Source organism: Rufibacter sp. LB8 (assembly GCF_014876185.1).
Classification (GTDB): Bacteria; Bacteroidota; Bacteroidia; order Cytophagales; family Hymenobacteraceae; genus Nibribacter.
This window is the reverse complement of sequence record NZ_JADALJ010000001.1, coordinates 2,644,451-2,666,896: the sequence shown is the minus strand read 5'-3', so window position 1 is coordinate 2,666,896 and position 22,446 is coordinate 2,644,451. Positions and strand designations below refer to the sequence as shown.

Sequence of the window (22,446 nt, the reverse complement as noted above, 5' to 3'; positions counted from 1 at the left end):
GCTCAGCTAGCAGACCATTCTTTACCCTAACCAATTTAAACAGAGACAAATCATGAAAACTACTTTTATCTGGGCCTTGTTTGTGGGCGTTGCCATGTTTTTTACAAGTTGTGAGCAGAATGACGTAGACCCTGCCTTAGATGTAGATGAATTGGCGTCTTTTGCCATGGTGTCTACTAGCGCCAACATTAGCACAGACTCTGCCACGGGCAGACCTTGCACCCCGGGTTCTAAAGGCATGAGGCGCCGTTTGACAGAGGTGGCCGTTGCTGACCTGCCCGTTTCCATTTCAGCTTTAATTACGTCTAGATTACCCGGCGCTACTATTGTAAGGGCAGGCAAAACCAATGGCGGTGACTTTATAGTTCTGGTGAAAGCCGCAGATGACACCAAGCATGTGCTGACTTTCAATGCCAGAGGCGAATTTGTCAGCAGGGCCACGCACCAGAGGTTCCATGGAACTAAGGTAGAGCTATCCGACCTGCCAGGTGCCATCACCAGCTACATTACGGCCACTTATCCGCGAGCCACCTTAGTGAAAGCGGGCCAGGGCCGTGAAGGCAGGTACGTGGTGGCCATCAAACGCGCAGATGATTCTGTGTTAGGTCTGGCCTTTGACCGCGCCGGTGTTTTTATCACGGAGTTGGCCTTAGACGGGGAGTTTGGCTGCAGAAAAGGAGGGAAGCCTAAAAAGAAATAACTTTGGCGGGGCCCGAGATGCTTTCCAGAGCCTGACATATCTTTTTACCTTAACAGGAAGGCTGCGAATTTTTCGCAGCTTTTCTGTTTTGGGGCTCATTTCTGGAAATGAGCCCCAAAACAGAAAAGCGTAGTTATTTCAAATCCCGCGGGTTGACCACCGTTAAAAACAGTTCTTCTTCTTTGCCAGACTCTTGGTTTTTGATGAGCCAGATATCGGTCATGCCCATGGGGGCGTCTCCGGTGCTGCCTTTCCGGCGTATGGTTTCCAGGCCCATCAAAGGCAGAAAGACGTATTCATCAGAGATGCTGGTGACCCAATAACCTTCTTTTAGTGACTGGCCAGAACCGCTAGAGGTAATGGCGCTCAATAGCAGACGCAGCTTTGCTTCAAACATGGCCGTTTTCTCTGGCTGGTTGGTGTTGCGGTAGCAGATGTGGAGTCCGGCAATAAGTTCCAGGTCTACGGGATCGCGTTGAAGGGCTTTTTCGCCCAGCGGAATGGCTTTTTCATAGTTGCCGGTCCTGATTTCCTGGTTAAAGGTTTTGGCGTCTTCGGGTTTTTGGCCGTAGGTGGAGAACCCTTTCCTGAAAATTTCGCCGTAGTACAGAAACTGCGCCTGCGTGAGCGTCATAGTGGCAGGACTGGTCTTGAACTGGCTTACCAACGAGTCATAGAAAAACACCGAGCCCGGGTCTGTGGTCTGTTCCTTGATGCGCTTTAAATCAATGCTTTCCTGGCTTTTCGCCGAAAACGAAATACCCGCCAGCAATACCAAAAGCAGCCCCAGTTTTTGGACGAGCCTGTACGTAACCTGCGAGAGAAGATGGTTTTTCATACGTGGGGAGCCAACCGGTGCACTTTAAGACCTGCCGGGCACCCGGTAGAGAAACCTAATATCGGGAATTAACCAGTGGCATCAAAACTAGAATTTCTCTACACCCGCCGCGGGTTTCCAGTCAGACTTCGGTTCAAAATGGTGCCAGAGTGTTTGGGAGACGTTCCTAATTAAGACAGACCCGGCGTTGTCATACGCCCAGCGTTCGTCTTTCTGGTTGTTGGTGATGATGCAGAACACATAGTCGCCGCTGGGCGCGTTGACTAGCACTACCTCAGATTTGGAACGGTTCACTGCGCCAGACTTGGAGGCCGTGTGCACGTACGGCGGAATCTGCGAAAGCGCCTCAGAGTCAAAGTAAATGCGGCCCAAGTTGCGGTACATACGTTCACTGGCCGCTGGGCTCACCACTTTCCCGTCTCTGATCATAGAAACTAGAGTAGCCATTTCGCGGGGAGTGGTCTGGCCCCAGCCGTATTTGCGCCAGTTGGGCTGCCTACCGGCCGTGCGTGAATTCATGCGCGTGTGCTGAAACCCGTTGCTTTCCAACCACTGATTGATGGCCACCCCACCGCCCGCCAATTGCTGCAGCCACAAGCTGCCTGTGTTGTCTGAGGTGGTAATGCTCAGCATCTGCACTTTGCTCAAGGCCACGGTCGCGCTGTCTCTAAATGCGCCCACAATGTCTTCACCGGCATAATGCAAGGAATCTCGGTAGCGCAGCACAGTCTTCGGGTCAATCTCGCCACGCTCCATCTTAGCAAACATGCCTACCATAATAGGAATTTTGATCATGCTGGCCGTGGGAAACACCGTGTCTGCGTTAATGACCACTGTTTTCCCGGTTTTCAGGTGCTTCACGTAAATGCCCACCTCGCCGTCAAAGCCTTTAACCAACTCCTGCAGTTTCTGCTCCAGTTTCTGGTCGGTTTTTTCCTGGGGAGATTTTTGGGCGCTGGCGAAAAGGGAAACCAGCGAGAACAAGGCAAGGAAGAAAGGACGGAGGTAGCGCATAGAATTAAGGTTTTAGCGCCAAAAAGATACAAACTATTTTAAGAACTGCTAAGAATCAGCGAAGTGTGGTTTTGAAGATTGCGTTTTTGGCCTCGTTTTGGGAAAAGAAGCCGGAAACGGGAAGTAGTGCGGTTGTTATTTAGAGGAGCAGTCGGTCAATTTCTCCTTCAAGTTTTGGCAACTCTTTCATAACTATTGACCAAATAATTTCCTCTGAAACGGTGTCATAGCCGTGTATGATTCTGTTTCTGGTATCTACAATCCGGCGGGAGTTGGTGATGTGTATATCAGGATTCACCCGTAAAATTCTGTTTAGGGCTTCTCCTATAATTTCAAGATTCCGCTCAACTGCTTTCCTTGTTTTCAGGTCTTGCTGGAAGGTAGAGAAATTTTTCTCTGCTGGCAGGAAGTCGTAAATTTCAGTGATTGACCTTTTGATGTCAGTTAACCATGCCTTGATATCATTCTCCATAAATAAGAATTTTGGTACGGTCAATCTCTTTTTTGAGAAATGGGTTTTTAATAGCTTTCTGCTCCAGTAAATCAATTTCTCTCTGAAGGATTTGCTCTAACTGAAATTTCAATTCAAAATAATGGTCTGTGTATTCTAGTGGGTCAGCGGCGTCAATATCAACCACTAAATCAATGTCGCTGTCAGCTTTGAATCTTTCTGTGGTAACCGAGCCAAACGCAAATAGGCTCCTAACGCTGTGCTGGTCACAGAGGCTTTTGATTCTTCCTATCTGGTCGCTGATAACTTTCATATCAATCCCAAATTACGACTTTTCCAGTAAACCAGTTTATTCCTGTTTTTTGCTCTTTCGGATTTACCAATCCGAAAGTAGTATGTCGGGGATTTATCAATCCCAGTGGTAGAGTTTTTGCAAATGGCGAGCAACGGCCGAGGCTGGCGTTTAAGTGTTGTTAGTGAACGTTTTCATTTTTATGTTCAATTTGCACGCCTGCTAAAAAAGCAAAAAAGGAATTTCTTTCTTTGAGGAAATTCCCCTTCGGTTGATTTAATCCTGCGAAATGGAAAAGAATTAAGTCATTGTTCCTTCTTGTGACCACTGTTGTGTTACCCAAGTGTATATCCTTCTCCTTTATTATATAGTCTATCACCTTGTATTCCTTGCCCTCAATGGTATCCCCCTTGACACTTACTAACTTATACGCCTCGTATCTGGAAGGCAATGTTTCAACTATAGTCTGGGCGACCTGTTCTAATGTTTCTTTATTTGTGTTTTTAATGACTCGAATCACTATATTCTTACAGAAAGCTGCATCCTGCTCGCACTTATACTTAAGAACATAAGTGTCATTTGAAAGCTTGCTGTAGCTCCAGTTGTCATCAAGGGTGACAGAGACCCCATGGTCGTCAAGTTTGATTTGCTGGGAATGTGTGCAATGGAACAAAAGAAAACTAATACATACCAATAATAATTTCTTCATGATTTTTTAAATGTTTGCTTACTTTCAGAAAAGAGTAATTAACCAAAACCTAAGCGGCAGCTACTTTCTCCACCACTTTCGGTTCAATGTCAAAGAGGTAGTGGTTGAGTTTGGAGCGGAGGTCAGCGGCGGAGAGGTTACGGTTGACTTCGCCGTTGCGCACGATGGAGATTTGGCCAGTTTCCTCAGAGACCACCAGCACCACGCTGTCGGTGACTTCAGAAAGGCCAATGGCGGCGCGGTGCCGAAGCCCCATAGAGGCGGGCACGTCGTTGCTTTCGGTCACGGGCAGGATGCAGCGGGCGGCTTTGATGCGGTTGCCTTGGATAATCACGGCGCCGTCATGCAGCGGGCTGTTTTTGTTGAAGATAGAGATAAGCAGACGCTTGCTTACAATGGCGTCAATGGCATCCCCAGACTCGGCGAAGTACCGGAGTTCAGAGCTTCTGGCGAAGACAATTAACGCACCAGTGTTTTTGCCGGCCAAGGATTTAGCGGCTTCAATGAACGGGGTGATGGCGAGTTTATCGGGGTTTTCGTTTTTGCGCCACGGGAAGCCTTTGAACAGTTTGTCATTGTTGAAGGCGGTGGTCTTGCCAATCATCAATAGAAATCGCCTAATCTCGGGTTGGAATACAATGATGGCAGCCAGCACGCCTACGCCCATGAACTGCCCCAGAATGATAGTGAGCAATTCCATGCCCGCCGCGCGCACAATCAGGTAGAGCAGGTAGATGGAGAGTAACCCCAGAAAGATTTTGAGCGCCACGCTTCCCGTGAGGAGTTTGTAGAGTTGGTACAGGAGCACCGTCACCAGCAGCACATCTATGACGTCTAGCCAGTTGATCTCTAAAAACCCTATGGAAAACAGTTGAATCACGCGGTTATGGTCTTTTTTACGATTTCTATGGTATGTACGGCTTCCTTTACGTCATGCACGCGCAGAATGTCGGCTCCGTTGAGTAACGCCAGGGTGTGGGCGGCAATTGTGCCGGTGAGCGCTTCTTCGGGGCCCACGTGCAGTGGTTTGTACGTCATGGATTTTCGTGACAAACCCACTAACAGCGGAAGCTCAAGCAATTGCAGTTCTTTCAGCCTACGCAGCAACTGATAATTCTGCTCCACAGTTTTCGCAAACCCGAAGCCTGGGTCTAAGATAATATCTTTCACGCCGTCTTCGCGCAATTTGGCTACCCGCACGGCAAAATAAGAAACCAGTTCCTCCAGCAGTCCGTTGTCATACTGCGTGAGGCTGGTCATGGTTTGCGGCGTGCCCCGCATGTGCATCAGAATATACGGTACGCCCAATTTGCCCACAGTAGCGAACATGGCATCATCCAAGGTTCCGCCAGACACGTCATTCACCAGCAAGGCACCGGCAGAAACAGCAGCTTCGGCCACGGTGGCTCTGAACGTGTCAATGGAAAGCAGCGCCTCCGGAAAAGCCTTTGTTATTGCCTCTATGACCGGTACTACGCGTTGCAGTTCCTGTTGTTCTGTAACCTCTGGGGCATTGGGCCGCGTAGAATAGCCGCCTATGTCTAGAAACGTAGCGCCCTCGGTGAGCATTTTTTCGGCTTGCCGCAACGCTTCTTCTATGCCGTTGAGTCTGCTGCCGGCGTAGAATGAATCTGGCGTGAGGTTGAGGATGCCCATGACGGCAGGCTGCTCTAGCACCACCAACCGGCCCCCGCAGTTAAGGGTAATCTTTTTGCAAAAAAGTGTATCTTTCGCGGTCAATTAGAGCTTGTTTAAATTTTGGTTTTGCAAGCGAAAGGTGGTAGCGAATGGTTCTGGCAAAGCCATTTTTGAGCAGCATAGCCCCGCTATGGTGAGAAAAAATGGCGAAGTCAGGTTCATTTGATACCATTTTGCAGCGCAAAAGACAAATTTAAACATGCTCTAACCTATTTTTTCAGTTTCTATAAAAGTAAAGCGAAAAAGTTGATTCACCAAACCGCCCAAGAATACCAGCGCGTGATTGATGCGTGCCAGCGCCTGTTTCTGCAGAAAACGCAGGATTACGGCACCGCGTGGCGCATTTTGCGGCTTCCCTCGCTCACCGACCAGATTTTCATCAAAGCCCAGCGCATACGCTCCATACAGGAAAAAGGCACCCAGAAGATTCAGGATGACATCACCTCTGAGTTTGTGGCCATTGTGAACTACTGCGTGATTGCCTTGATACAAGAGCAATTAATGGCGCAGGGCGAAACCGAGCAAGCCTTACCCGTGGAACGCGTGCGCGAACTATACGAAGACCAGATACGCCAAACCCACAGCCTGCAGCAGGACAAAAACCATGATTACGGGGAAGCCTGGCGCAGCATGCGTGTGGAGTCTATGACCGATTTAATCTTGATGAAGATTTACCGCACGAAGCAAATTGAGGACAACGACGGCCAAACCATAGTATCTGAGGGCGTAGAGGCCAATTACCGTGACATGCTCAACTACGCCGTTTTCTGTTTGATTAAACTAAACTACCCAAACCATGCTGCCTCGTCTGCTGAATAGGTTTGCCTGGCTGGTGGTGGGCGGTCTGTTCATCTTCTCCGGCCTAATCAAGCTCAACGACCCCATGGGCACCGCCATCAAGCTGGAAGAATATTTTGATGTTTTTTCGGTAAGCTTCTCCACGCTGTTTCTGGCCTTCAAACCCTACGCGCTGTACTTGTCCATTTTTCTGAGTTCCTTGGAAGTGGTCTTGGGCGTGGCCTTGCTGGTGCGCTGGCGAACCAATTTGGTGCTGTGGCTATTGTTCGCGCTTACGCTGTTCTTTACATTCCTTACTTATTATTCAGCAAGATATGATAAGGTAACAGACTGCGGCTGCTTCGGGGATTTCATCAAACTCACGCCATGGGAGTCATTTACCAAAGATGTTATCTTGCTGGTGTTGCTGATTATCTTGCTGGCCACGAAGCGGTTTTTGCCTTCATTTCCAAAATGGAGCCCGAAAACGGCCAGCGCTGTGGTGTTGGTGGCCGTTATTCTATCGGTGGGCATGGGCGTGTACGCGTATCTTCACGAGCCTTATTTCGATTTCAGGGCCTATAAAGTGGGAGCCAATATTCCGGCTTTGATGAAACCCTCCGCGCCCATCAGGTATGAATACCATATGGAGAAAGGCGGAAAGCAATACACCTTCACCACCTACCCCACAGACACCACCTACAAATTCAAGAAGATGGTGCCGCAAAACCCGGAAGACGGCCCCAAAATCACCGACTTCAACGTCTGGAACGACCAAGGCGATTTCACGCAGGAAATGTTCCTCGGCAACCGCTTACTGGTGGTAGTGCACACCGTGGCCAAAACCAACCCAGGCAGTTTTAAAGAAATTAATGCCCTGCTGGAAGGCTTGGAACGCAACCAAGACCCGAAGGTGGTGCCAGTGGTCTTGACCTCCAGCAGCAGCCAGGAGTTTGACGTGTTCCGGCATGAAGTGAACCTGGCCGCGCCGTATTTCTTTGCTGATGCTACGGTTTTGAAAACCGTGATTAGAGCGAATCCGGGTCTGCTCTTACTCAAGAACGGTGTGGTGGTAGGCAAATGGCACCACAATGATGTGCCCACGCTGCAGCAGGTGCAAAGTTTGCTGTAAGGAATTTCCGTTTTCGGGCTTGATTTCAGAAATGAGCCCGAAAACGGGAATTATCTGCACCACGCATTCCCCTCGTACGGACAGGTCGCGACCTATCCTCTTCCGTTGAGGTTGCCTTTTCGCAGTTTCTTTGGAAGTAAAAATGATTCTCGGGAAAGCGTGAATCAGCAATGCGTGGTGGACAGGTCGCGACCTGTCCGTACAAATAGTCACGAAAAGCCCACCTAGCTAGCCCAAAAGGTCCTTTCAGGATGACAAAATAATAAAGGTCGAATTGGCCCTAATAAAAATATGACTTCGTCTTACATAACTTCAACACCTTCTTGTATTTTCCTGGTAGGCATGCCCGGCTCCGGGAAGTCGTCGGTGGGGAAGGTATTGGCAGCGGAGTTGGGGTATCAGTTCCTGGATTTGGACACGCTGCTTGAAGAGCAGGAGGGTTTGTCTATCGCAGAGGTGTTCGCGCAGAAAGGGCAGGCGTATTTCCGGCAGGCCGAAGCGAAGGCGTTGCGCCGCGTGAAAAACCTGCAAGAGAATGTAATTCTGGCTACCGGTGGGGGCGCGCCCTGCTTTCATGACAACATGGCCTTTATGCTGGATGCTGGTTTGGCGGTATACTTAAAGGTAGCACCCCAGGAACTGGTGACAAGGTTAACAGAAACAGATTTGCAGGTGAGACCGTTGCTCAGAGACAAATCACCGCAGGAATTACTGGCGTTTTTAGCCGAAACCTTAACCCAGCGGGCATTGTTTTATGCGCAGGCACCTGTTATTTTAGAGGTAGATGGGCTGTCTGTTGCCCAAGCTGCGCAGGCCTTGGTGCCGTTGATGCAAGCCGGTCGGTAAACATTGTTCAGGGTAGCTTCATATATTTTCGTTAATTTTGGGCGTTTCAAAGGAGAGAACCGATTTTATAAACTTATGGAAGCTATGAAACCGAGTCATAAAGGATCTGCCACTATTTTCAAGAATCCGGTGCTGGAGCGCATGACCCATACGCATATTGCACTGCCTATTTCTATTTTCCTGGTCATTGCCACCGGCCTATTGGTGTACGGCTTCACGTACGGCTTTTTAGATGTGCTGTCGGCGGTAGGTTTATTTCTGGCGGGTTGGCTGATTTTCTCGCTGGTGGAGTACATGGCGCACCGCTTCATCTTTCACATGGCGCCTACCAATGAGTTCAAGCGCAAGGTGCAGTACACGTTCCATGGCAACCACCATGACTACCCCAAAGACAAAACGCGTTTGGCCATGCCGCCCATTGTGAGCTTGTTCATTGCGTCGTTTTTCTTTTTTGTGTTCAAGCTGGTGTTTGGTTCACTGGTGTTCGGGCTGGTGGCGGGGTTCCTTTTTGGCTATGCCCTGTATCTGTTTGTGCACTACGCGGTGCATGCCTACGCGCCGCCCAAGAACTTTTTGAAGACGCTTTGGATTCACCACAGCATTCACCATTACAAAGACCCGGAGCGCGCCTACGGCGTTTCGTCGCCGTTATGGGACTACATCTTGGGCACCATGCCAGAGCGCAAGCGATAATCAGAACAGACTTATAGTGAGAGAAAAGGCCTTCGGGCCTTTTTTTATGCCCATCTGTGAGGTGTAGCACCATTTCGTTGGCACCTAAACAGACCTGGCCAACACGCTCCAGGTTCATCGCCGTTTTCGGCCCCGTTTTCAGAAATGAGCCCGAAAACGGATTTCAAACTCCCTCTTTCTGAATTGAATGACACTGAGTAACCTGCGTGATTAGTCCCAATCCCGTGGGCATTAAAAGTTCTTGACAGTGAGATAGTGCATCTACACGGCCACCGGCAAAGTGCTTGCTAATCAGGCTATGAAAACCTAAAATATCCCCTATAACCATAGTCTAAACGAAGTTGATTTTCAGGGTTATACTAGAAAATGGTAGAACGGCTGTGGCCAGAATTGTAGATAAGGGATAATATATAGTTTATATATATATAAATTTTATAATAAAGAGAAAATAATTATAGGATTATTTTAATTTGATTTTGAGGCTGTCCAAGATATAATCAGAAATAGGAATAAATAAACAATAATTATAAAAAGCGTAGCTGTTAAATTTAATATTTGATTAGTCTCATTATTTAAATTAATAGCCTTGATGATGTTATTTAAGCAATTTATAATTGACTTTATATAATAATACCAAAGATGTTAGTTCAAGCGGCAAGGCTATATAATGGAAAAATACAAAGTAAAAATAGGATGAATTGTTAAAATCTATCTGCTTACTTGCCACCGTACTTAACCCCGAAGCTTATGTAACACTCAGAATTATCATGTCACTTTCTTTAAACATTCATATGAAGCATTTGTACTCCCCCTATCAAATGTTATGCTTGGTAAGCATACTGCTTTTGCCCAAGGCCGAAGTAAACGCCCAGGTGACCATCGGGTCCCTGCCCTTTACCTACACACAGAATTTTAACTCGCTGCCTACCTCAACCTCGCCCTCAACTACCTGGCAAAACAATACCTCTTTGCCCGGATGGTACGCAGAAACAACTGTAAATGGGTACGACCTTTCCACCATTAAGCCATCAGACGGAACCAACCCCACCAATGGTGTCACCAGTTTTGGGGTAGGTACAGAAACAAACCGATCATTTGGGGCTGTTATGACCTCTGGTAGTGACGTTTACTGGGGAATTAAGGTTAAAAACAACACTAATGAGCCTATTAGGCACCTATTGCTCAACTACACCGTGAAGCAATGGAATAATTCCCAGGGCAACGCCAGTTCTACCATGCTGGTTTCCTACAAAGTGGGCGCTGCCACACTCACAGAAACAGGCTACATTTCCCTGGATTCTATGAATGCCACCTCGCCGTTTGTTAAGAACAAAGATGTCTTGGATGGAAATCTGCCTGCTAACCTGACCATCAAAAAGCAGTTCCCCATAAGGGGCATTCTGCTGCAGCCCGGCCAGGAAATCTTCATTCGGTGGACCAACCAGTTCGCGGCTAAAAATAAGCGCGATGATTTGGCCATAGATGACGTACAGTTGCAAGCCGTGAAGGATCTGGTTTTCTACTCCAAACCAACCGGCAGCTTAGACAATGTGGGCACCTGGTCTTCCAAAGCAGATTTAACTGGGTTCAGCCCCAGCAGTCTTGCCGGGGAGAACCAGCAGTTCCAGCTAACGCAAGCCAGATTGCAGGCTACTTCTCTTACCTCTAATCTGTCCTTACCTGCCTCGGCTAAACTGGTGTTAACGGGCAAGGCCGTGTTCAATATTCCGGCTGCGTTCACCTTTAGGGGTACCGTTGACGTGCTGGACAGTGCCACGTTGTATATCAATAACAAAGAGTTGCCTACGTTGGGGCAGGTGGCACCGGGCAGTACCGTTGTGTACGGCGCCATGGATGTGCAAGACATTGCCACGGTTACGTACGGAAACCTCCAGATTGAGGGCTGGCAAGTGAAAACACTGAAAAGCAAAACCGTGGTAACCGGACATTTGAAGATTAAAGGCGGTGGAAAGCTAGCATTGGGCGATTTTGACCTGCATATGAAAGACCATCGTAAATTCTCTGAGCATGACGCGCAAAGCTACATTCAGACCCAGGGCAAAGGCCGCGTGCGGGTAGAATTGAAAGCCGGGGAGTCGGCCAAAATTCCGGTGGGGAATTCCCAGTACACGCCCATCTCCCTCAAACTGACCAGCGGCGTCACAGACACTTTTGGCGTGCGCGCTATCAACAGCCTCTACACCGGTTACCTCAATGATGAACCGCAGGGCGTACTTATAGATACCAAGGCCGTGAACAAAACCTGGTTTATTGACGAAAAGGAGAAAGGTGGCTCCAACATGGAAATCACGCTCTACTGGCAGGCTTCTGACACTTTGCGGGGTTTCAAAGAAGACAATATTTACCTGGCGCACTATGAAAACGGCACCTGGGACAGGCTGCCCGCCGGCAGGGCCACCCTAGCCAACGGACAATACAGCATGACCAGGACCGGTATTACCTCGTTCTCACCGTTTGCCATGCTGGCACCAGACGGGCCGGGTGCGGTGCCACTGCCCGTGTCTTTGCTGTACCTCAAGGCCAAACGGGCCAACGGGCAGGTGCAGGTAGAATGGGCCACGGCCTCAGAAGACAACAACGCCTTTTTTCAGCTGGAGCAAAGCCTTGACGGCTACCTTTTCAGGCCGGTAGGGGACCAGGTGGAAGGCGCGGGCAACAGCCAGGTGACGCGTGTGTACCAGCACAAGATTTCGGGGCACCCGGGGCAAACCATTTACCTGCGGCTGCGCCAGACAGATTTTGACGGTACCACCACGGTGTCAAAGGCAATTGCCGTGGCGCCCGGCGCCACGCACCCAACCGCCAGCCTGGCCCTGTATCCTAACCCCACCAGCGGTAGCTTCTCTTTGCGGGGAACTTACCTGCAGGAAGGCACGGCCCACCTCACCGTGTTCCATAGCAGCGGGAAACAGGTCATGACCCAGCAGGTACAGGTGCAAGCGGGGCAGTCAGAAGAAGTGACTCTGCAGCGACAGCCCGCTGGTGTCTATTTTGTGCAGGTTCGGTACGCAGACCAGCAGACCATGCTGCGGGTAGTGAAGCAATAAGTTGGCACAGAAAACAAAAAAGGGGAGCCGCACTAAAGCAGTTCCCCTTTTCTGTTTTCGGGCTCATTTCTGGAAATGAGGGCAAAAACGGCTAGCGTCTGATCTTCTTGAATAACCAGTACACAATGAAGATAATGGCCAGCACAATGATAATGCCCATCCACATGCCCACTTCCAGAATGTCACCCACCAACTCACAACTGGTGAGCGTAAGGGTGAACACTAACATTAATGCTAAGAAATATCCTTGTAAATTTTTCATAGTGGTAGTCTTGAGGTTCGGTTGACATACTGTAGACAATAGATCTATAGTATTTTTTAAATACTCTGTTTCAGGGCAAAAGGTTAGCCGGTCAAGAATGGAGGTCTGCAAATGCCGTAGTTTGGGCTCAAAGGAAACCAAATGGCCACGCGCCACCCAGGGCATAAGCCACAGTGGCGGACCACGCAAATTTGTAGCTTCTAGTGAATGCAACTCCAAGTAGGGGAAGAGAGAATGTTTGGCATGGCTTTGTTGCGGAAGTCTAACCAGCAAGCCATTAGGTGGTAAGCGCCCTTGTCTATTGTTAAAGCAACGCCAGAAAATAACACTTGTTTTCTAATCCGTTTTTGGCCTCATTTCTGAAATTGAGCCCGAAAACGGATTTTTCCTTTTGCGCCCTGAAGCTTGCATAGTGCCTGTTCAATCTCTTACTGCCTTTAAAATGAATACCAGAATTCTTATGAGCGGCAGTGCGGTTTTTATGGGCGCGCTGGGCTTGTATTTTTCGTTTTTCCCAGACAGTTTCACTGCGTGGCTGTGCGGCGAAGCCCAACAGGAGATGGCCTTGGCCATGCAACTGCTGGGGGCGCTGTACCTGGCGTTTGGGGTGCTGAACTGGATGGCGAGACGCCTGCTGCTGGGCGGGGTGTATGCGCGGCCCTTGAGCATGGCCAATTTCCTGCACTTTCTGATGGGCGCGCTGGCGTTGGGCAAAGGAGTGTGGGCCGCAGCAGAACCACCAGTGTACCTCATGGTTTTGGCGGCGGCGTATGGCGTGTTTGCGGTACTCTTCGGACTGGTGCTCTTCGCTCGCCCTGCAAAAGTGACATAATTCCCTGCAAGGTTTTTGTGGGTGGTGGGAATGTGCTATCACTTTGGGAAACAAACGGATATGTGGAATTTTTTTAGTAACTTAAGGGTGCTAAAGGTGTGGCAAACGCAATGCTTGCCTTGACCACCGTTGGGTTTGTGAAACTTTTAACCAGAAGATTTATGAAATGGGGATATAGCATTCAGCAGAAAGGGAAGGCAGCGCTTATACTGGCAGTGATTGTAGTGCTGGTGCTGGTGAAAAATACCGTTGACAGTAGAAATGTGACTGAACTGGGCCATTCGTTTTCATCTGTGTATGAAGACCGATTGCTGGTGGAGAGTTACATTTTCCAGCTGTCTGGGCATTTGTACCAGAAAAAAATGATGGTTGACAACTGTGCCTACCAGGGTGGCGCGGCAGCGGGTATGTTGCCAAAAATCAACCAGCACAACACCGCCATAGCGGGGCTCATGGAGAATTACGCCAAGACCAAGCTTACCACGGCAGAGGCGTCTTACTTTGGCGCTTTGCAGCAAAACATGGCCACCATTGGTAAACTGGAACGGCAATATCTGGCTGCACCGGGCAACCTGGCGCAGACCACCTCCTCGGCGAAGCCGCTGTTAGACGCCCAGTACCAGCAAGCCGCCGCGCATCTGGAGCAGCTGTCTGGCATACAGGTAGAGGAAGGCCGCCTGCTGAACAACCAGTCAAAGAAGATTATTGCCGGCTCGGCCATTCTCACGCAGTTTGAGGTGGTGCTGCTGGTGGGCCTGGGGCTCATGATTCAGGTGATCATCTTCGCGTCTAAGTCTGCGTTCCCCAAGAAAAAACAGATGCCGTCTTTGAATTGATTTTTTAGAGACAGGTAGTTAGAAGTCCGTTTTGGGGCTCATTTTCAGAAATGAGCCCCAAAACGGATTTTTTGTGTCAGAATCTGCTTTGGTATTCACGGGTGAGGTTTATAGGGTAACAGATAGAAAACTGCCTGGTTTGGCAAGGCAGTTTTTTAGCTTTATACCTAATTTCTGTAAGGTGGAGCTAGTATTCCTCTCCACCGGAGAAAGGTTGACCATTGAAGAAGTTCGTAACCATATGTTAGCCCAATTATACTTATTAGATGAGGACGAGAATAAAACAGAATGGATTGAAAAGGTGAAAAATGCGAGAACTTTTGAAGAAATAATTTTTGGTTAAACCACCACAGCACAACAGTGGGAGTAGGCCAAGCTACACCGCATGCTTTTGCAAGAATATATGCCGCAGATGTGGTACTTCTACTTATCTTTACACAGAATAGCTGGGAACTCAGCTACTGGCCTGCACGTTAGGCCTGAAACTTATAGGTTTATATGAAAAATTCGTCACGTCTTTTCTTGGTTGCTTCTTTGCTGGTGGCAATGGGCTGCTCAGAGAAAAAAAATACCGCCAACGGCTCATTCACCCCAACGCCGGCCACGTTCAGTACTAATACCCCGGCCGCAGCCGGTGACACCACCGGTGGAAACGCCGGCGCCACCGCGGCCCTGAACCCGCCGCACGGCCAGCCCGGCCACCGCTGCGACATTCAGGTAGGGGCCCCGTTGAACGGATCACCGGCGCAAACACCAGCCGCTTCTGCGGGAACGGTGGTGTCACCAACCCCAACGCCGGTGCCTGTAGCCGCCCCAACCCCAGTTCCGGCAATGCCAACGGCCACTGCGCCCGGCATGAATCCGCCGCACGGCCAACCCGGCCATGACTGCTCTATTGCCGTAGGCGCTCCACTTAAGAAATAACCAGTTTCTTGTAGAACACCCGTTAATCCGTTTTGGGGCTCATTTCTGAAAATGAGCCCCAAAACGGATTTTTTGGTTTACCCTATTTCCGAAGGGCGGCATGCTCCTGTAGCAGTTTCTGTGAATTTTAAATTACTTTTGCCAGAAGTATGGCAACCTCCTTTCTTTATTTCATAAGCGTCACCCCGCCCTGAGCCTGAGGTTTTCCTGACCTTTGGCATTTTCAAATCGTCCTTCCTGTAACTTCGCATGTTGCGTGCCTGGCACAGACTTTAGAAATAGGTCTGGTATGCCGAGTGTGCCTGCGCTTTTTTAGAATTAAATTGAATTGTTTAGAATGCAACCCATCATACGTTTATTTGATTTCAGCCAGAAAGTAGATTATAAAAAAGAGATTCTGGCCGGCCTCACCGTGGCCATGACCATGATTCCGGAGTCGCTGTCTTTTGCCATTCTGGCCGGGTTTCCGCCGTTGGTGGGTTTGTACGCCGCCTTTATCATGGGTTTGGTCACGGCGGTTCTAGGCGGAAGGCCGGGCATGGTCTCCGGTGGCGCGGGCGCCACGGCGGTAGTCTTGATTGCTTTGATGCAGAGCCACGGCCTGGAATATGTGTTTGCAGCCGTGGCTTTGGCGGGAATTCTGCAGATTCTGGTGGGCGTATTCAAGCTGGGCAAGTTTATCAGGCTGGTGCCACAGCCGGTCATGTTCGGGTTTGTGAACGGGCTGGCCATCATCATCTTCATGTCACAGGTGGAGCAGTTTAAAACCGGCACCGGCTGGCTTTCCGGCGACACGCTCTATATCATGGCGGGGCTGGTGGCGCTCACCATTGCCATTATTCTGCTGCTGCCCAAGATTACCAAAGCTGTTCCGCCTTCTTTGGTAGCTATTCTGGTGGTGTTTGGCGTGGTGATGGGCTTCGGCATTGATACCAAACTGGTGCGCGACATTGCCTCGGTGAGCGGGAGCCTGCCGCCCTTCCATATTCCGCAGATTCCGTTCACGCTGGAGACGCTGCAAATCATCTTCCCGTATGCTTTAATTATGGCCGGCGTGGGTTTGACCGAGAGTTTGCTCACGCTCAATCTAGTGGACGAAATCACGGGCACGCGCGGCAACGGCAACCGCGAAAGCGTGGCTCAAGGCACCGCCAACGTGCTGAACGGTTTTTTCTACGGCATGGGCGGTTGCGCCATGATTGCTCAGACGCTGGTGAATTTGTCGGCGGGCGCCAGGGCAAGGCTGGCCGGAATTGTGTCTGCGGTGACTATTCTGGTCATTATTCTGGTGGGCGCGCCGTTCATTGAACAAGTGCCTATGGCAGCCTTGGTGGGCGTGATGGTGATGGTGTCCATTGGTACGTTTGAGTGGCTCAGTTTTAAGATTATCAACAAAATGCCCCGGCATGATGTGTTCGTGGGAATTCTGGTGGCCGTGATTACCGTTTGGCTGCATAACCTGGCGCTGGCGGTTTTGATTGGTGTGATTATCTCAGCGCTGGTTTTCGCCTGGGAAAGCGCCAAACGCATACGCGCCAGAAAATACATAGATGCGCATGGCGCGAAGCATTATGAATTGTATGGGCCCTTGTTCTTCGGGTCTGCGGCGGCGTTCACGGAGAAGTTTGACGTGGCCAATGACCCCGCTGAGGTTATCATCGATTTCAAAGACAGCCGCGTGGCCGATATGTCGGGTATTGAAGCTCTCAACAAACTCACCAATCGCTACCAAAAAGCTGGTAAGAAACTCCACCTCCGCCACCTAAGCCCCGACTGCCGTGCCCTGCTCCAGAACGCCAGCGCCGTGATTGAAGTTAACATTCTGGAAGACCCACACTATTCTGTGATGACTGATGCAAAAAAATAGGGTTTCTGTTTTTAGGCTCTAAATTCGAAATGAGGCCCAAATCGTGAAAATATCATAAGAAGAAGAAAGCAATGCGCTAGAGACAAGGCGATGCCTGGTCTCTACACGAGAATGAAAATTCGATTTCTTTATAGGTAATGTCCCTGTAGAGACCAGGCACCGCCTTGTCTCCCACGCATTTCACCCAAAACAAAACACATTTCGTCCCCCTTTGAAGGGGGTAGGGTATGATGACTTTACAGATTTCATTCTTGCCGCATAGAGATAAGTGTTTCCGTTTTCGGCTCCGTTTCCAGAATTGAGCCCGAAAACGCTACGCCAATCCGCGCAGCCGTTCGGCGGCGCTTTCTGGGGTGATATCACGTTGCGGGTCGCCGAGGAGTTCATAGCCTACCATGAATTTCTTGACGGTTGCCGAACGTAGCAGCGGCGGATAGAAGTGCATGTGGAAGTGCCATTCGGGGTGTTCCTGTGCGTCGGTGGGGCTTTGGTGCAGACCAGCGGAGTAGGGGAAAGACGTCTGGAAGAGTTTGTCATAAATAGCCGACAAGTCTTTTATCATGGCCGCAAAAGCGTCTTTTTCTTCATCTGAAATCTGGCCTAAATGGGCGAAGTGGCGTTTGGGGATGAGCATGGTCTCAAACGGCCATACGGCCCAGAACGGCACCAGCGCGGCAAAGTGTTCGTTCTCCAAAACAATTCGGGTTTTCTCCTCCAGTTCCAGGGCCAGATAATCGGCTAACAGACTTCTTTTGTTTTCATGGAAATACTGCGTCTGCTGCATGGTTTCTTTGGCGGGTTCCACGGGCACCGAGCTCTGGGCCCAGATCTGGCCGTGCGGGTGCGGGTTGCTGCTGCCCATGACCGCGCCTTTGTTCTCAAAAATCTGCACGTAATTAATGTAGTCCAGCGCGCCCAGTTCCAGATATTGCTGTTGCCAGAGGTCCACCACTTTGCGTATTTCCGGCACGGCCATGTCAGACAAGGTTAAATCATGCCTCGGCGAGAAACAGATGACCTTGCACAGCCCGCGCTCGCTCTCGGCTTTAATTAAACCGCCTTTGCTTAAGCCACCGGCCGGAGTTTGTTCCTGCAGCGCCGCGAAGTCATTTGTGAACACAAACGTGGACGGATACTCTGGGTTGGTTTCGCCGTTGGCGCGCAGATTGCCCGGGCAGAGGTAACAGTTTGGGTCATATTGCGGCCGTTGCTCTTTGGTGGTTTCTTCCTGCTGGCCCTGCCACGGCCTTTTGGACCGGTGCGGCGAGACCAGCACCCAGTCGCCGGTGAGGGCATTGTATCTTCGGTGAGAATGGTCGTTTATATCAAAGGCTTCCATGGCGATGCGTGAAGAAATGAAGATGTGAATGGTAAGAAATAACTAAAGCTACCCCGAAGTCATGCGAAATGACTTGGAGGTAGTGAGTCAAGGGTTATTTCTTTGAGAAGTCAATAGGAACCAGGCTGGTCCCGTTTTCTATCTGGGCCACGTAGGTTTTGAGGTCAATGTTAAACTGGGCTTTATAAGCCTCGGTCATCTGGGCGGTGAAGGTGCCAATACCGGCCAGTTTCACCAGGTTGATGGTACAGCCGCCAAAGCCGCCGCCCATCATGCGTCCGCCCAGCACCTCTTGCGATTTCTTGGCTTCGTCCACCAGAAAATCCAACTCTTTGCAACTGACTTCATATTGATGCTGCAGGCCGTGGTGCGAGGCGTACATCTTCTGCCCGAAGGCTACCATGTCGCCGTTGGCTAAATCTTGGCAGGCCTGTTCCACGCGCAGGTTCTCTTCCACTACGTAGGTGCAGCGGTTGTACACCACGGGGTCAAATTCGGCTTGGTGCGCTTGGAGCATTTCCAGCGTGGCATCGCGCAGGCTGTGGACTTCTGGGTAATGCTTTTGCAGGAGCGCCACGCCGGTTTCACATTCTTGGCGGCGCGTGTTGTACGCCGAGGAAGCCAGGGAATGTTTCACCTGCGTGTCACAGAGCACAATGCGGTAGTCAGCCAAATCAAACGGGAAGTATTCGTATTCCAGCGAACGGCAGTCCAGCTTGACCACGTGGTTGTGCTTCCCGAACATGCTGGCAAACTGGTCCATGATGCCACACATCACCAGCGCGTATTCGTGCTCGGCTTTCTGCGCCATTTTCACCAGCGTGAACTTCTCAATATTAAACGCGAAAAGGTAATTCAAGCCATACGCCAGCCCGCACTCCACCGCCGCCGAGGACGACATGCCAGCGCCAATGGGCACATTTCCGCCAAAGACCACGTCAAAGCCTTTCACGTCATAGTTGGCTTTCTGCAGCTGCGCCACCACGCCCAATAGGTAATTGGCCCAGCCAATCTCTGAGCGCTGCACATTGTTCAAATCAAACTCGGCGGTTTCTTCCAGGTCAAAGGCGTGCGCCCGCATGGTGTTGGTGCCGTTGGGCGCAATGGCGAAGTAGATTTCTTTGTTCACCGCTGCCGGTAGCACAAAGCCTTCATTGTAATCTGTGTGTTCGCCAATAAGATTCACGCGGCCCGGCGACCGTACCACTATTGGCTCCTGCCGGTAGAATTGCTTGAATTTGTCTACTATGTCCTGCACCATAATTTCTAATACGCTTTAAAAATGCAAATGCGCCAGTTTTTCTTAACGCATTTGTCTTGAATTAGATAATCATTTACCAGAAGATGGTGTATAAGCCTACCAAGATTCCGCAAATTAAGATGGCGCCCACCGTAAACGAAGTGGAAGGTTTGAACATGCTGGCGTCAATCTCCAGGCCTTTGGGGTTGTGCTTACTTTTGGGATCCAGCAGCGTGATGATGACCATCAATACGGCCAGCATCACAAACACAATGCCCATGCGGTCAATGAACGGAATCTCCGGGAACTGAAACTTAAGGAACGTAGACAACGGAATAGTCAGGATAGCGGCGGTTAAGGCGGCGGCAGAGGTAGTGCGTTTCCAGAAGAAGCCCAGCGCAAAAATGGCAAACACGCCCGGCGAGATAAAGCCCGTGTATTCCTGAATGTACTGGAACGCCTGGTCCAGATTTCGCAGCGCAGGAGCTACCAATACTGCAATGACGAACGAGGCCACCACTACCAGCTTTCCTACGCCTACCAGACGACTTTCAGTGGCATTCTTGTTGAAAAATTTGTTGTAAATATCTAGGGTGAAGATGGTAGAGATACTGTTGGCTTTGCCCGCCAATGACGCCACAATGGCCGCTGTCAAGGCGGCAAACGAAAGACCTTTCAAGCCAATGGGCAGCAGGTTGAGCAACACCGGGTAGGCATGGTCTGGCTTGATGTGTCCCAGTTCGTTCGCCATTTCGGCCTGGAACATCCCATTCTTATGAAGTACGTACGCAGCAATACCAGGCAATACCACAATCACGGGCATCAAGAGTTTCAGGAATGCGGCAAATAACAAACCGCTGCGGGCCGTCTTCAAATCTGCCCCTAGGGCGCGTTGCGTGATGTATTGGTTACAGCCCCAGTAATTCAAGTTGATAATCCACATACCGCCAATCAAAACCGACAGGCCGGGCAAGTCCATGTAGGCATCACGGGTGCCGCCTTCGCCGTTGGGGATCATGATTTCGCCTTCAGACAGCACCATGCTGAAATGGTCCGTAGCCTCAGAGTATAAGTAAGACAAGCCATCGCCAATGCCCGTGCCACCCAATTGGTCAGACACTAAGTCCAAGGCAAGATACGTAGTGGCCAGACCGCCCAGCACCAACACAAACACTTGAATAACGTCTGTGTAGCCAATCACTTTCATGCCGCCCAGCGTGATGAAAATAGCGAAGATGGCGCAGCCGTACATGCAATAATAGAAGTCAATGCCCGAAATGGTCTGAATAGCCAGCGCGCCCAGGTATAGGATAGAAGACAAGTTCACAAACACGTACACCAGCAGCCAGAAAACGGCCATTATGGTACTCACGCTGTTGTTATACCGCTGCGACAGGAACTGCGGCATGGTGTAAATCTTGTTCTTGAGGTAAATGGGAATAAAGAACACCGCCACCACAATAAGGGTAGCTGCCGCCATCCATTCATAGGTAGAAATGGCCAAGCCCATGGCAAACCCAGACCCCGACATGCCGATAAACTGCTCGGCGGAGATGTTGGAGGCAATCAATGACGCACCAATGGCCCACCAGGTCAGAGAGCCTTCTGCTAGGAAGAAATCTTTGGAGTCAGCCTGCTTAGTTTTTTTGCGCCGGTAGATCCAGTACCCGTACCCAGAGACTATAAAGAAGTACAGCAGGAAAATACAGTAGTCAATGGTGTGTAGTCCCATGGTAGTTAGAAGTGTTTCAGATGAATAAGTTTGTTTGTAGTGTAAGAGGAAAGGGAAGCGGGAACTAAGGTGAGAATATGGAGATTTTGTTTATTTCTTAGGTTTTTTCATCTGGGAAGACTGCCGCTGAATGAGCAATGGTTCCAGTACTATTTTTTGCGAAGGCTTTTCGTTGAGGTCTTCGCCCGGGCGGTGTTCCATGAATAACTTGGCCGCCTCCTGGCCCATAAGCGCTGTCTGCTGGTCAATGGTGGTAAGGCTGGGCGTAATGTAGGCACTGAAAGCCTCATTGGCGAAACCCACCAAGCCAATCTGGCCCGGTCTAGACCACTTACTTTCTTTAATGGCCTGCAGCGCGCCCAAAGCAGTAAAGTCTTCCACCGCAAAAATGGCGTCTGGCTTTTTGCTGAGTTGTAGCAGCTGATCTGCGCACGCGCGCCCTGAGTCAATGGAGACCTTGCCATAGGTAATCAGGTCTTCCTCTACTTTCATGCCGTGGGCGGCCAAGGCATCTACATAGCCGCGCAGGCGTTCATGGAAAATTTTAATGTGCGAAGGACCGGCAATATGGGCAATACGGGTGTAGCCCTGCGTGATAAGGTGTTCAGTGGCCATAAAAGCACCTTTATGGTCATCAATCACAACGGTAGAGACACCCAACTCGTCAATGGCCCGGTCAAACAACACTAATGGCACCCGGCGGCGCTTCACTTCCAAAAAGTGATCATAGCGGGTGGTTTCCTTGGCAATGGAAGCAATGATGCCGTCCACGTTAGACTGCAACAAGGTTTGAATTCCCTGTACTTCGTCTTCATAGGATTCATTGGACTGAAAAAGCAGCACACTGTAGCCATTTGCCTTGGCAATGCGCTCAATACCATGAATCACAGAGCCAAAAAAGCTGATTTCAGCGCTGGGGATCATCACACCTATAACAAAGGTCTTACCCAATCTAAGGGAAGAAGCTGTGCGGTTCTGTTGGTAGTTCAACTTTTTAGCCACGTTCCTGATGTTCTCCTTGGTAGCCGCACTGATAGAGGGGTGGTCATTCAAGGCACGGGACACCGTAGCCGCGGTGGTGTTCAGCTCTTTGGCTATATCATGGATAGTGGTTCTCGGCATAAGATGTAATCGATTACGTAAATATATAGTTTATTTTTAATCGTATCCAAGCTGCTTGTTGAATATATCAATTG

General features: G+C 50.0%; 23 protein-coding genes. 11 read left to right on the top strand and 12 right to left on the bottom strand.

All coding sequences use genetic code 11. The annotated features are described in order from the left end of the window. Nucleotides 1-52: 52 nt before the first annotated feature. Nucleotides 53-700 carry a hypothetical protein gene (locus IMY23_RS11225; RefSeq protein WP_192822170.1) on the top strand — a complete coding sequence of 216 codons (648 nt, stop codon included), beginning with the start codon at nt 53-55 and terminating at the stop codon, nt 698-700. Between the two features lie 133 nt (nt 701-833). Here the strand turns inward: IMY23_RS11225 and IMY23_RS11220 are convergent, their stop codons facing one another. From IMY23_RS11220 to folP, 7 genes are all read right to left on the bottom strand, one after another. Continuing rightward, nucleotides 834-1,538, bottom strand: coding sequence for a DUF4919 domain-containing protein (locus IMY23_RS11220; protein WP_192822169.1), 705 nt, complete (start codon nt 1,536-1,538; stop codon nt 834-836). An 87-nt stretch (nt 1,539-1,625) separates the two neighbouring features. Continuing rightward, on the bottom strand, nt 1,626-2,552 hold the full coding sequence (locus IMY23_RS11215) for a serine hydrolase (RefSeq protein WP_192822168.1): 927 nt from the start codon (nt 2,550-2,552) through the stop codon (nt 1,626-1,628). 139 nt (nt 2,553-2,691) lie between these two features. Next, on the bottom strand, nt 2,692-3,024 hold the full coding sequence (locus IMY23_RS11210; protein ID WP_192822167.1) for a DUF86 domain-containing protein: 333 nt from the start codon (nt 3,022-3,024) through the stop codon (nt 2,692-2,694). Then, the gene (locus IMY23_RS11205) at nt 3,014-3,316 is read right to left on the bottom strand and encodes a nucleotidyltransferase family protein (protein WP_192822166.1); all 303 of its coding nucleotides are present in this window, start codon (nt 3,314-3,316) and stop codon (nt 3,014-3,016) included. Before IMY23_RS11205 ends, IMY23_RS11210 begins: the two co-directional genes overlap by 11 nt. 160 nt (nt 3,317-3,476) lie before the next feature. Next, nucleotides 3,477-4,004 (bottom strand): hypothetical protein, encoded by a 528-nt coding sequence (locus tag IMY23_RS11200; RefSeq protein WP_192822165.1) that lies wholly within the window; start codon nt 4,002-4,004, stop codon nt 3,477-3,479. Nucleotides 4,005-4,053: 49 nt separating this feature from the next. Continuing rightward, nucleotides 4,054-4,884, bottom strand: coding sequence for a diadenylate cyclase CdaA (cdaA, locus tag IMY23_RS11195; RefSeq protein ID WP_192822164.1), 831 nt, complete (start codon nt 4,882-4,884; stop codon nt 4,054-4,056). After that, entirely contained in the window at nt 4,881-5,660 is a 780-nt protein-coding gene (gene folP, locus IMY23_RS11190; protein WP_192822163.1) for a dihydropteroate synthase, read from the bottom strand. The genes cdaA and folP overlap by 4 nt, the downstream gene beginning before the upstream one ends. A 288-nt stretch (nt 5,661-5,948) precedes the next feature. On the opposite strand from folP, the gene IMY23_RS11185 reads away from it, so the two are divergent. The 5 genes from IMY23_RS11185 (at nt 5,949) to IMY23_RS11165 (ending at nt 12,218) form a co-directional block, all read left to right on the top strand. Then, nucleotides 5,949-6,521, top strand: coding sequence for a DUF1599 domain-containing protein (locus tag IMY23_RS11185; RefSeq protein ID WP_192822162.1), 573 nt, complete (start codon nt 5,949-5,951; stop codon nt 6,519-6,521). Beyond that, the gene (locus tag IMY23_RS11180; RefSeq protein WP_192822161.1) at nt 6,499-7,611 is read left to right on the top strand and encodes a BT_3928 family protein; all 1,113 of its coding nucleotides are present in this window, start codon (nt 6,499-6,501) and stop codon (nt 7,609-7,611) included. The genes IMY23_RS11185 and IMY23_RS11180 overlap by 23 nt, the downstream gene beginning before the upstream one ends. Before the next feature lie 291 nt (nt 7,612-7,902). Next, the gene (locus IMY23_RS11175) at nt 7,903-8,457 is read left to right on the top strand and encodes a shikimate kinase (RefSeq protein WP_192822160.1); all 555 of its coding nucleotides are present in this window, start codon (nt 7,903-7,905) and stop codon (nt 8,455-8,457) included. Nucleotides 8,458-8,541: 84 nt separating this feature from the next. After that, complete coding sequence (locus IMY23_RS11170; protein ID WP_192822159.1) at nt 8,542-9,150, top strand: sterol desaturase family protein; 609 nt, start codon at nt 8,542-8,544, stop codon at nt 9,148-9,150. A gap of 827 nt (nt 9,151-9,977) precedes the next feature. Then, nucleotides 9,978-12,218: a T9SS type A sorting domain-containing protein gene (locus IMY23_RS11165; RefSeq protein ID WP_192822158.1), complete on the top strand. Its 2,241-nt coding sequence runs from the start codon at nt 9,978-9,980 to the stop codon at nt 12,216-12,218. A gap of 91 nt (nt 12,219-12,309) precedes the next feature. On the opposite strand, the gene IMY23_RS11160 is transcribed toward IMY23_RS11165, so the two are convergent. Next, nucleotides 12,310-12,480 (bottom strand): hypothetical protein, encoded by a 171-nt coding sequence (locus tag IMY23_RS11160; protein WP_192822157.1) that lies wholly within the window; start codon nt 12,478-12,480, stop codon nt 12,310-12,312. Between the two features lie 442 nt (nt 12,481-12,922). On the opposite strand from IMY23_RS11160, the gene IMY23_RS11155 reads away from it, so the two are divergent. The 5 genes from IMY23_RS11155 (at nt 12,923) to IMY23_RS11135 (ending at nt 16,939) form a co-directional block, all read left to right on the top strand. Next, a complete protein-coding gene (locus tag IMY23_RS11155; protein WP_192822156.1) occupies nt 12,923-13,312 on the top strand; it encodes a hypothetical protein in 390 nt (129 codons plus the stop codon). 161 nt (nt 13,313-13,473) lie between these two features. Then, nucleotides 13,474-14,148 (top strand): MCP four helix bundle domain-containing protein, encoded by a 675-nt coding sequence (locus IMY23_RS11150; RefSeq protein ID WP_192822155.1) that lies wholly within the window; start codon nt 13,474-13,476, stop codon nt 14,146-14,148. Nucleotides 14,149-14,221: 73 nt separating this feature from the next. Next, on the top strand, nt 14,222-14,491 hold the full coding sequence (locus IMY23_RS11145) for a hypothetical protein (protein WP_192822154.1): 270 nt from the start codon (nt 14,222-14,224) through the stop codon (nt 14,489-14,491). 155 nt (nt 14,492-14,646) lie between these two features. After that, nucleotides 14,647-15,072, top strand: coding sequence for a hypothetical protein (locus IMY23_RS11140; protein WP_192822153.1), 426 nt, complete (start codon nt 14,647-14,649; stop codon nt 15,070-15,072). Between the two features lie 337 nt (nt 15,073-15,409). After that, on the top strand, nt 15,410-16,939 hold the full coding sequence (locus IMY23_RS11135) for a SulP family inorganic anion transporter (RefSeq protein ID WP_192822152.1): 1,530 nt from the start codon (nt 15,410-15,412) through the stop codon (nt 16,937-16,939). A gap of 313 nt (nt 16,940-17,252) precedes the next feature. On the opposite strand, the gene IMY23_RS11130 is transcribed toward IMY23_RS11135, so the two are convergent. From IMY23_RS11130 to IMY23_RS11115, 4 genes are all read right to left on the bottom strand, one after another. Next, the gene (locus tag IMY23_RS11130) at nt 17,253-18,278 is read right to left on the bottom strand and encodes a UDP-glucose--hexose-1-phosphate uridylyltransferase (RefSeq protein ID WP_192822151.1); all 1,026 of its coding nucleotides are present in this window, start codon (nt 18,276-18,278) and stop codon (nt 17,253-17,255) included. A gap of 94 nt (nt 18,279-18,372) precedes the next feature. Continuing rightward, nucleotides 18,373-19,539: a galactokinase gene (gene galK / locus IMY23_RS11125; RefSeq protein ID WP_192822150.1), complete on the bottom strand. Its 1,167-nt coding sequence runs from the start codon at nt 19,537-19,539 to the stop codon at nt 18,373-18,375. A 73-nt stretch (nt 19,540-19,612) separates the two neighbouring features. Continuing rightward, nucleotides 19,613-21,250: a sodium/sugar symporter gene (locus IMY23_RS11120; protein WP_192822149.1), complete on the bottom strand. Its 1,638-nt coding sequence runs from the start codon at nt 21,248-21,250 to the stop codon at nt 19,613-19,615. A gap of 90 nt (nt 21,251-21,340) precedes the next feature. Further along, nucleotides 21,341-22,372 carry a LacI family DNA-binding transcriptional regulator gene (locus tag IMY23_RS11115; RefSeq protein ID WP_192822148.1) on the bottom strand — a complete coding sequence of 344 codons (1,032 nt, stop codon included), beginning with the start codon at nt 22,370-22,372 and terminating at the stop codon, nt 21,341-21,343. Between the last annotated feature and the right edge of the window lie 74 nt (nt 22,373-22,446).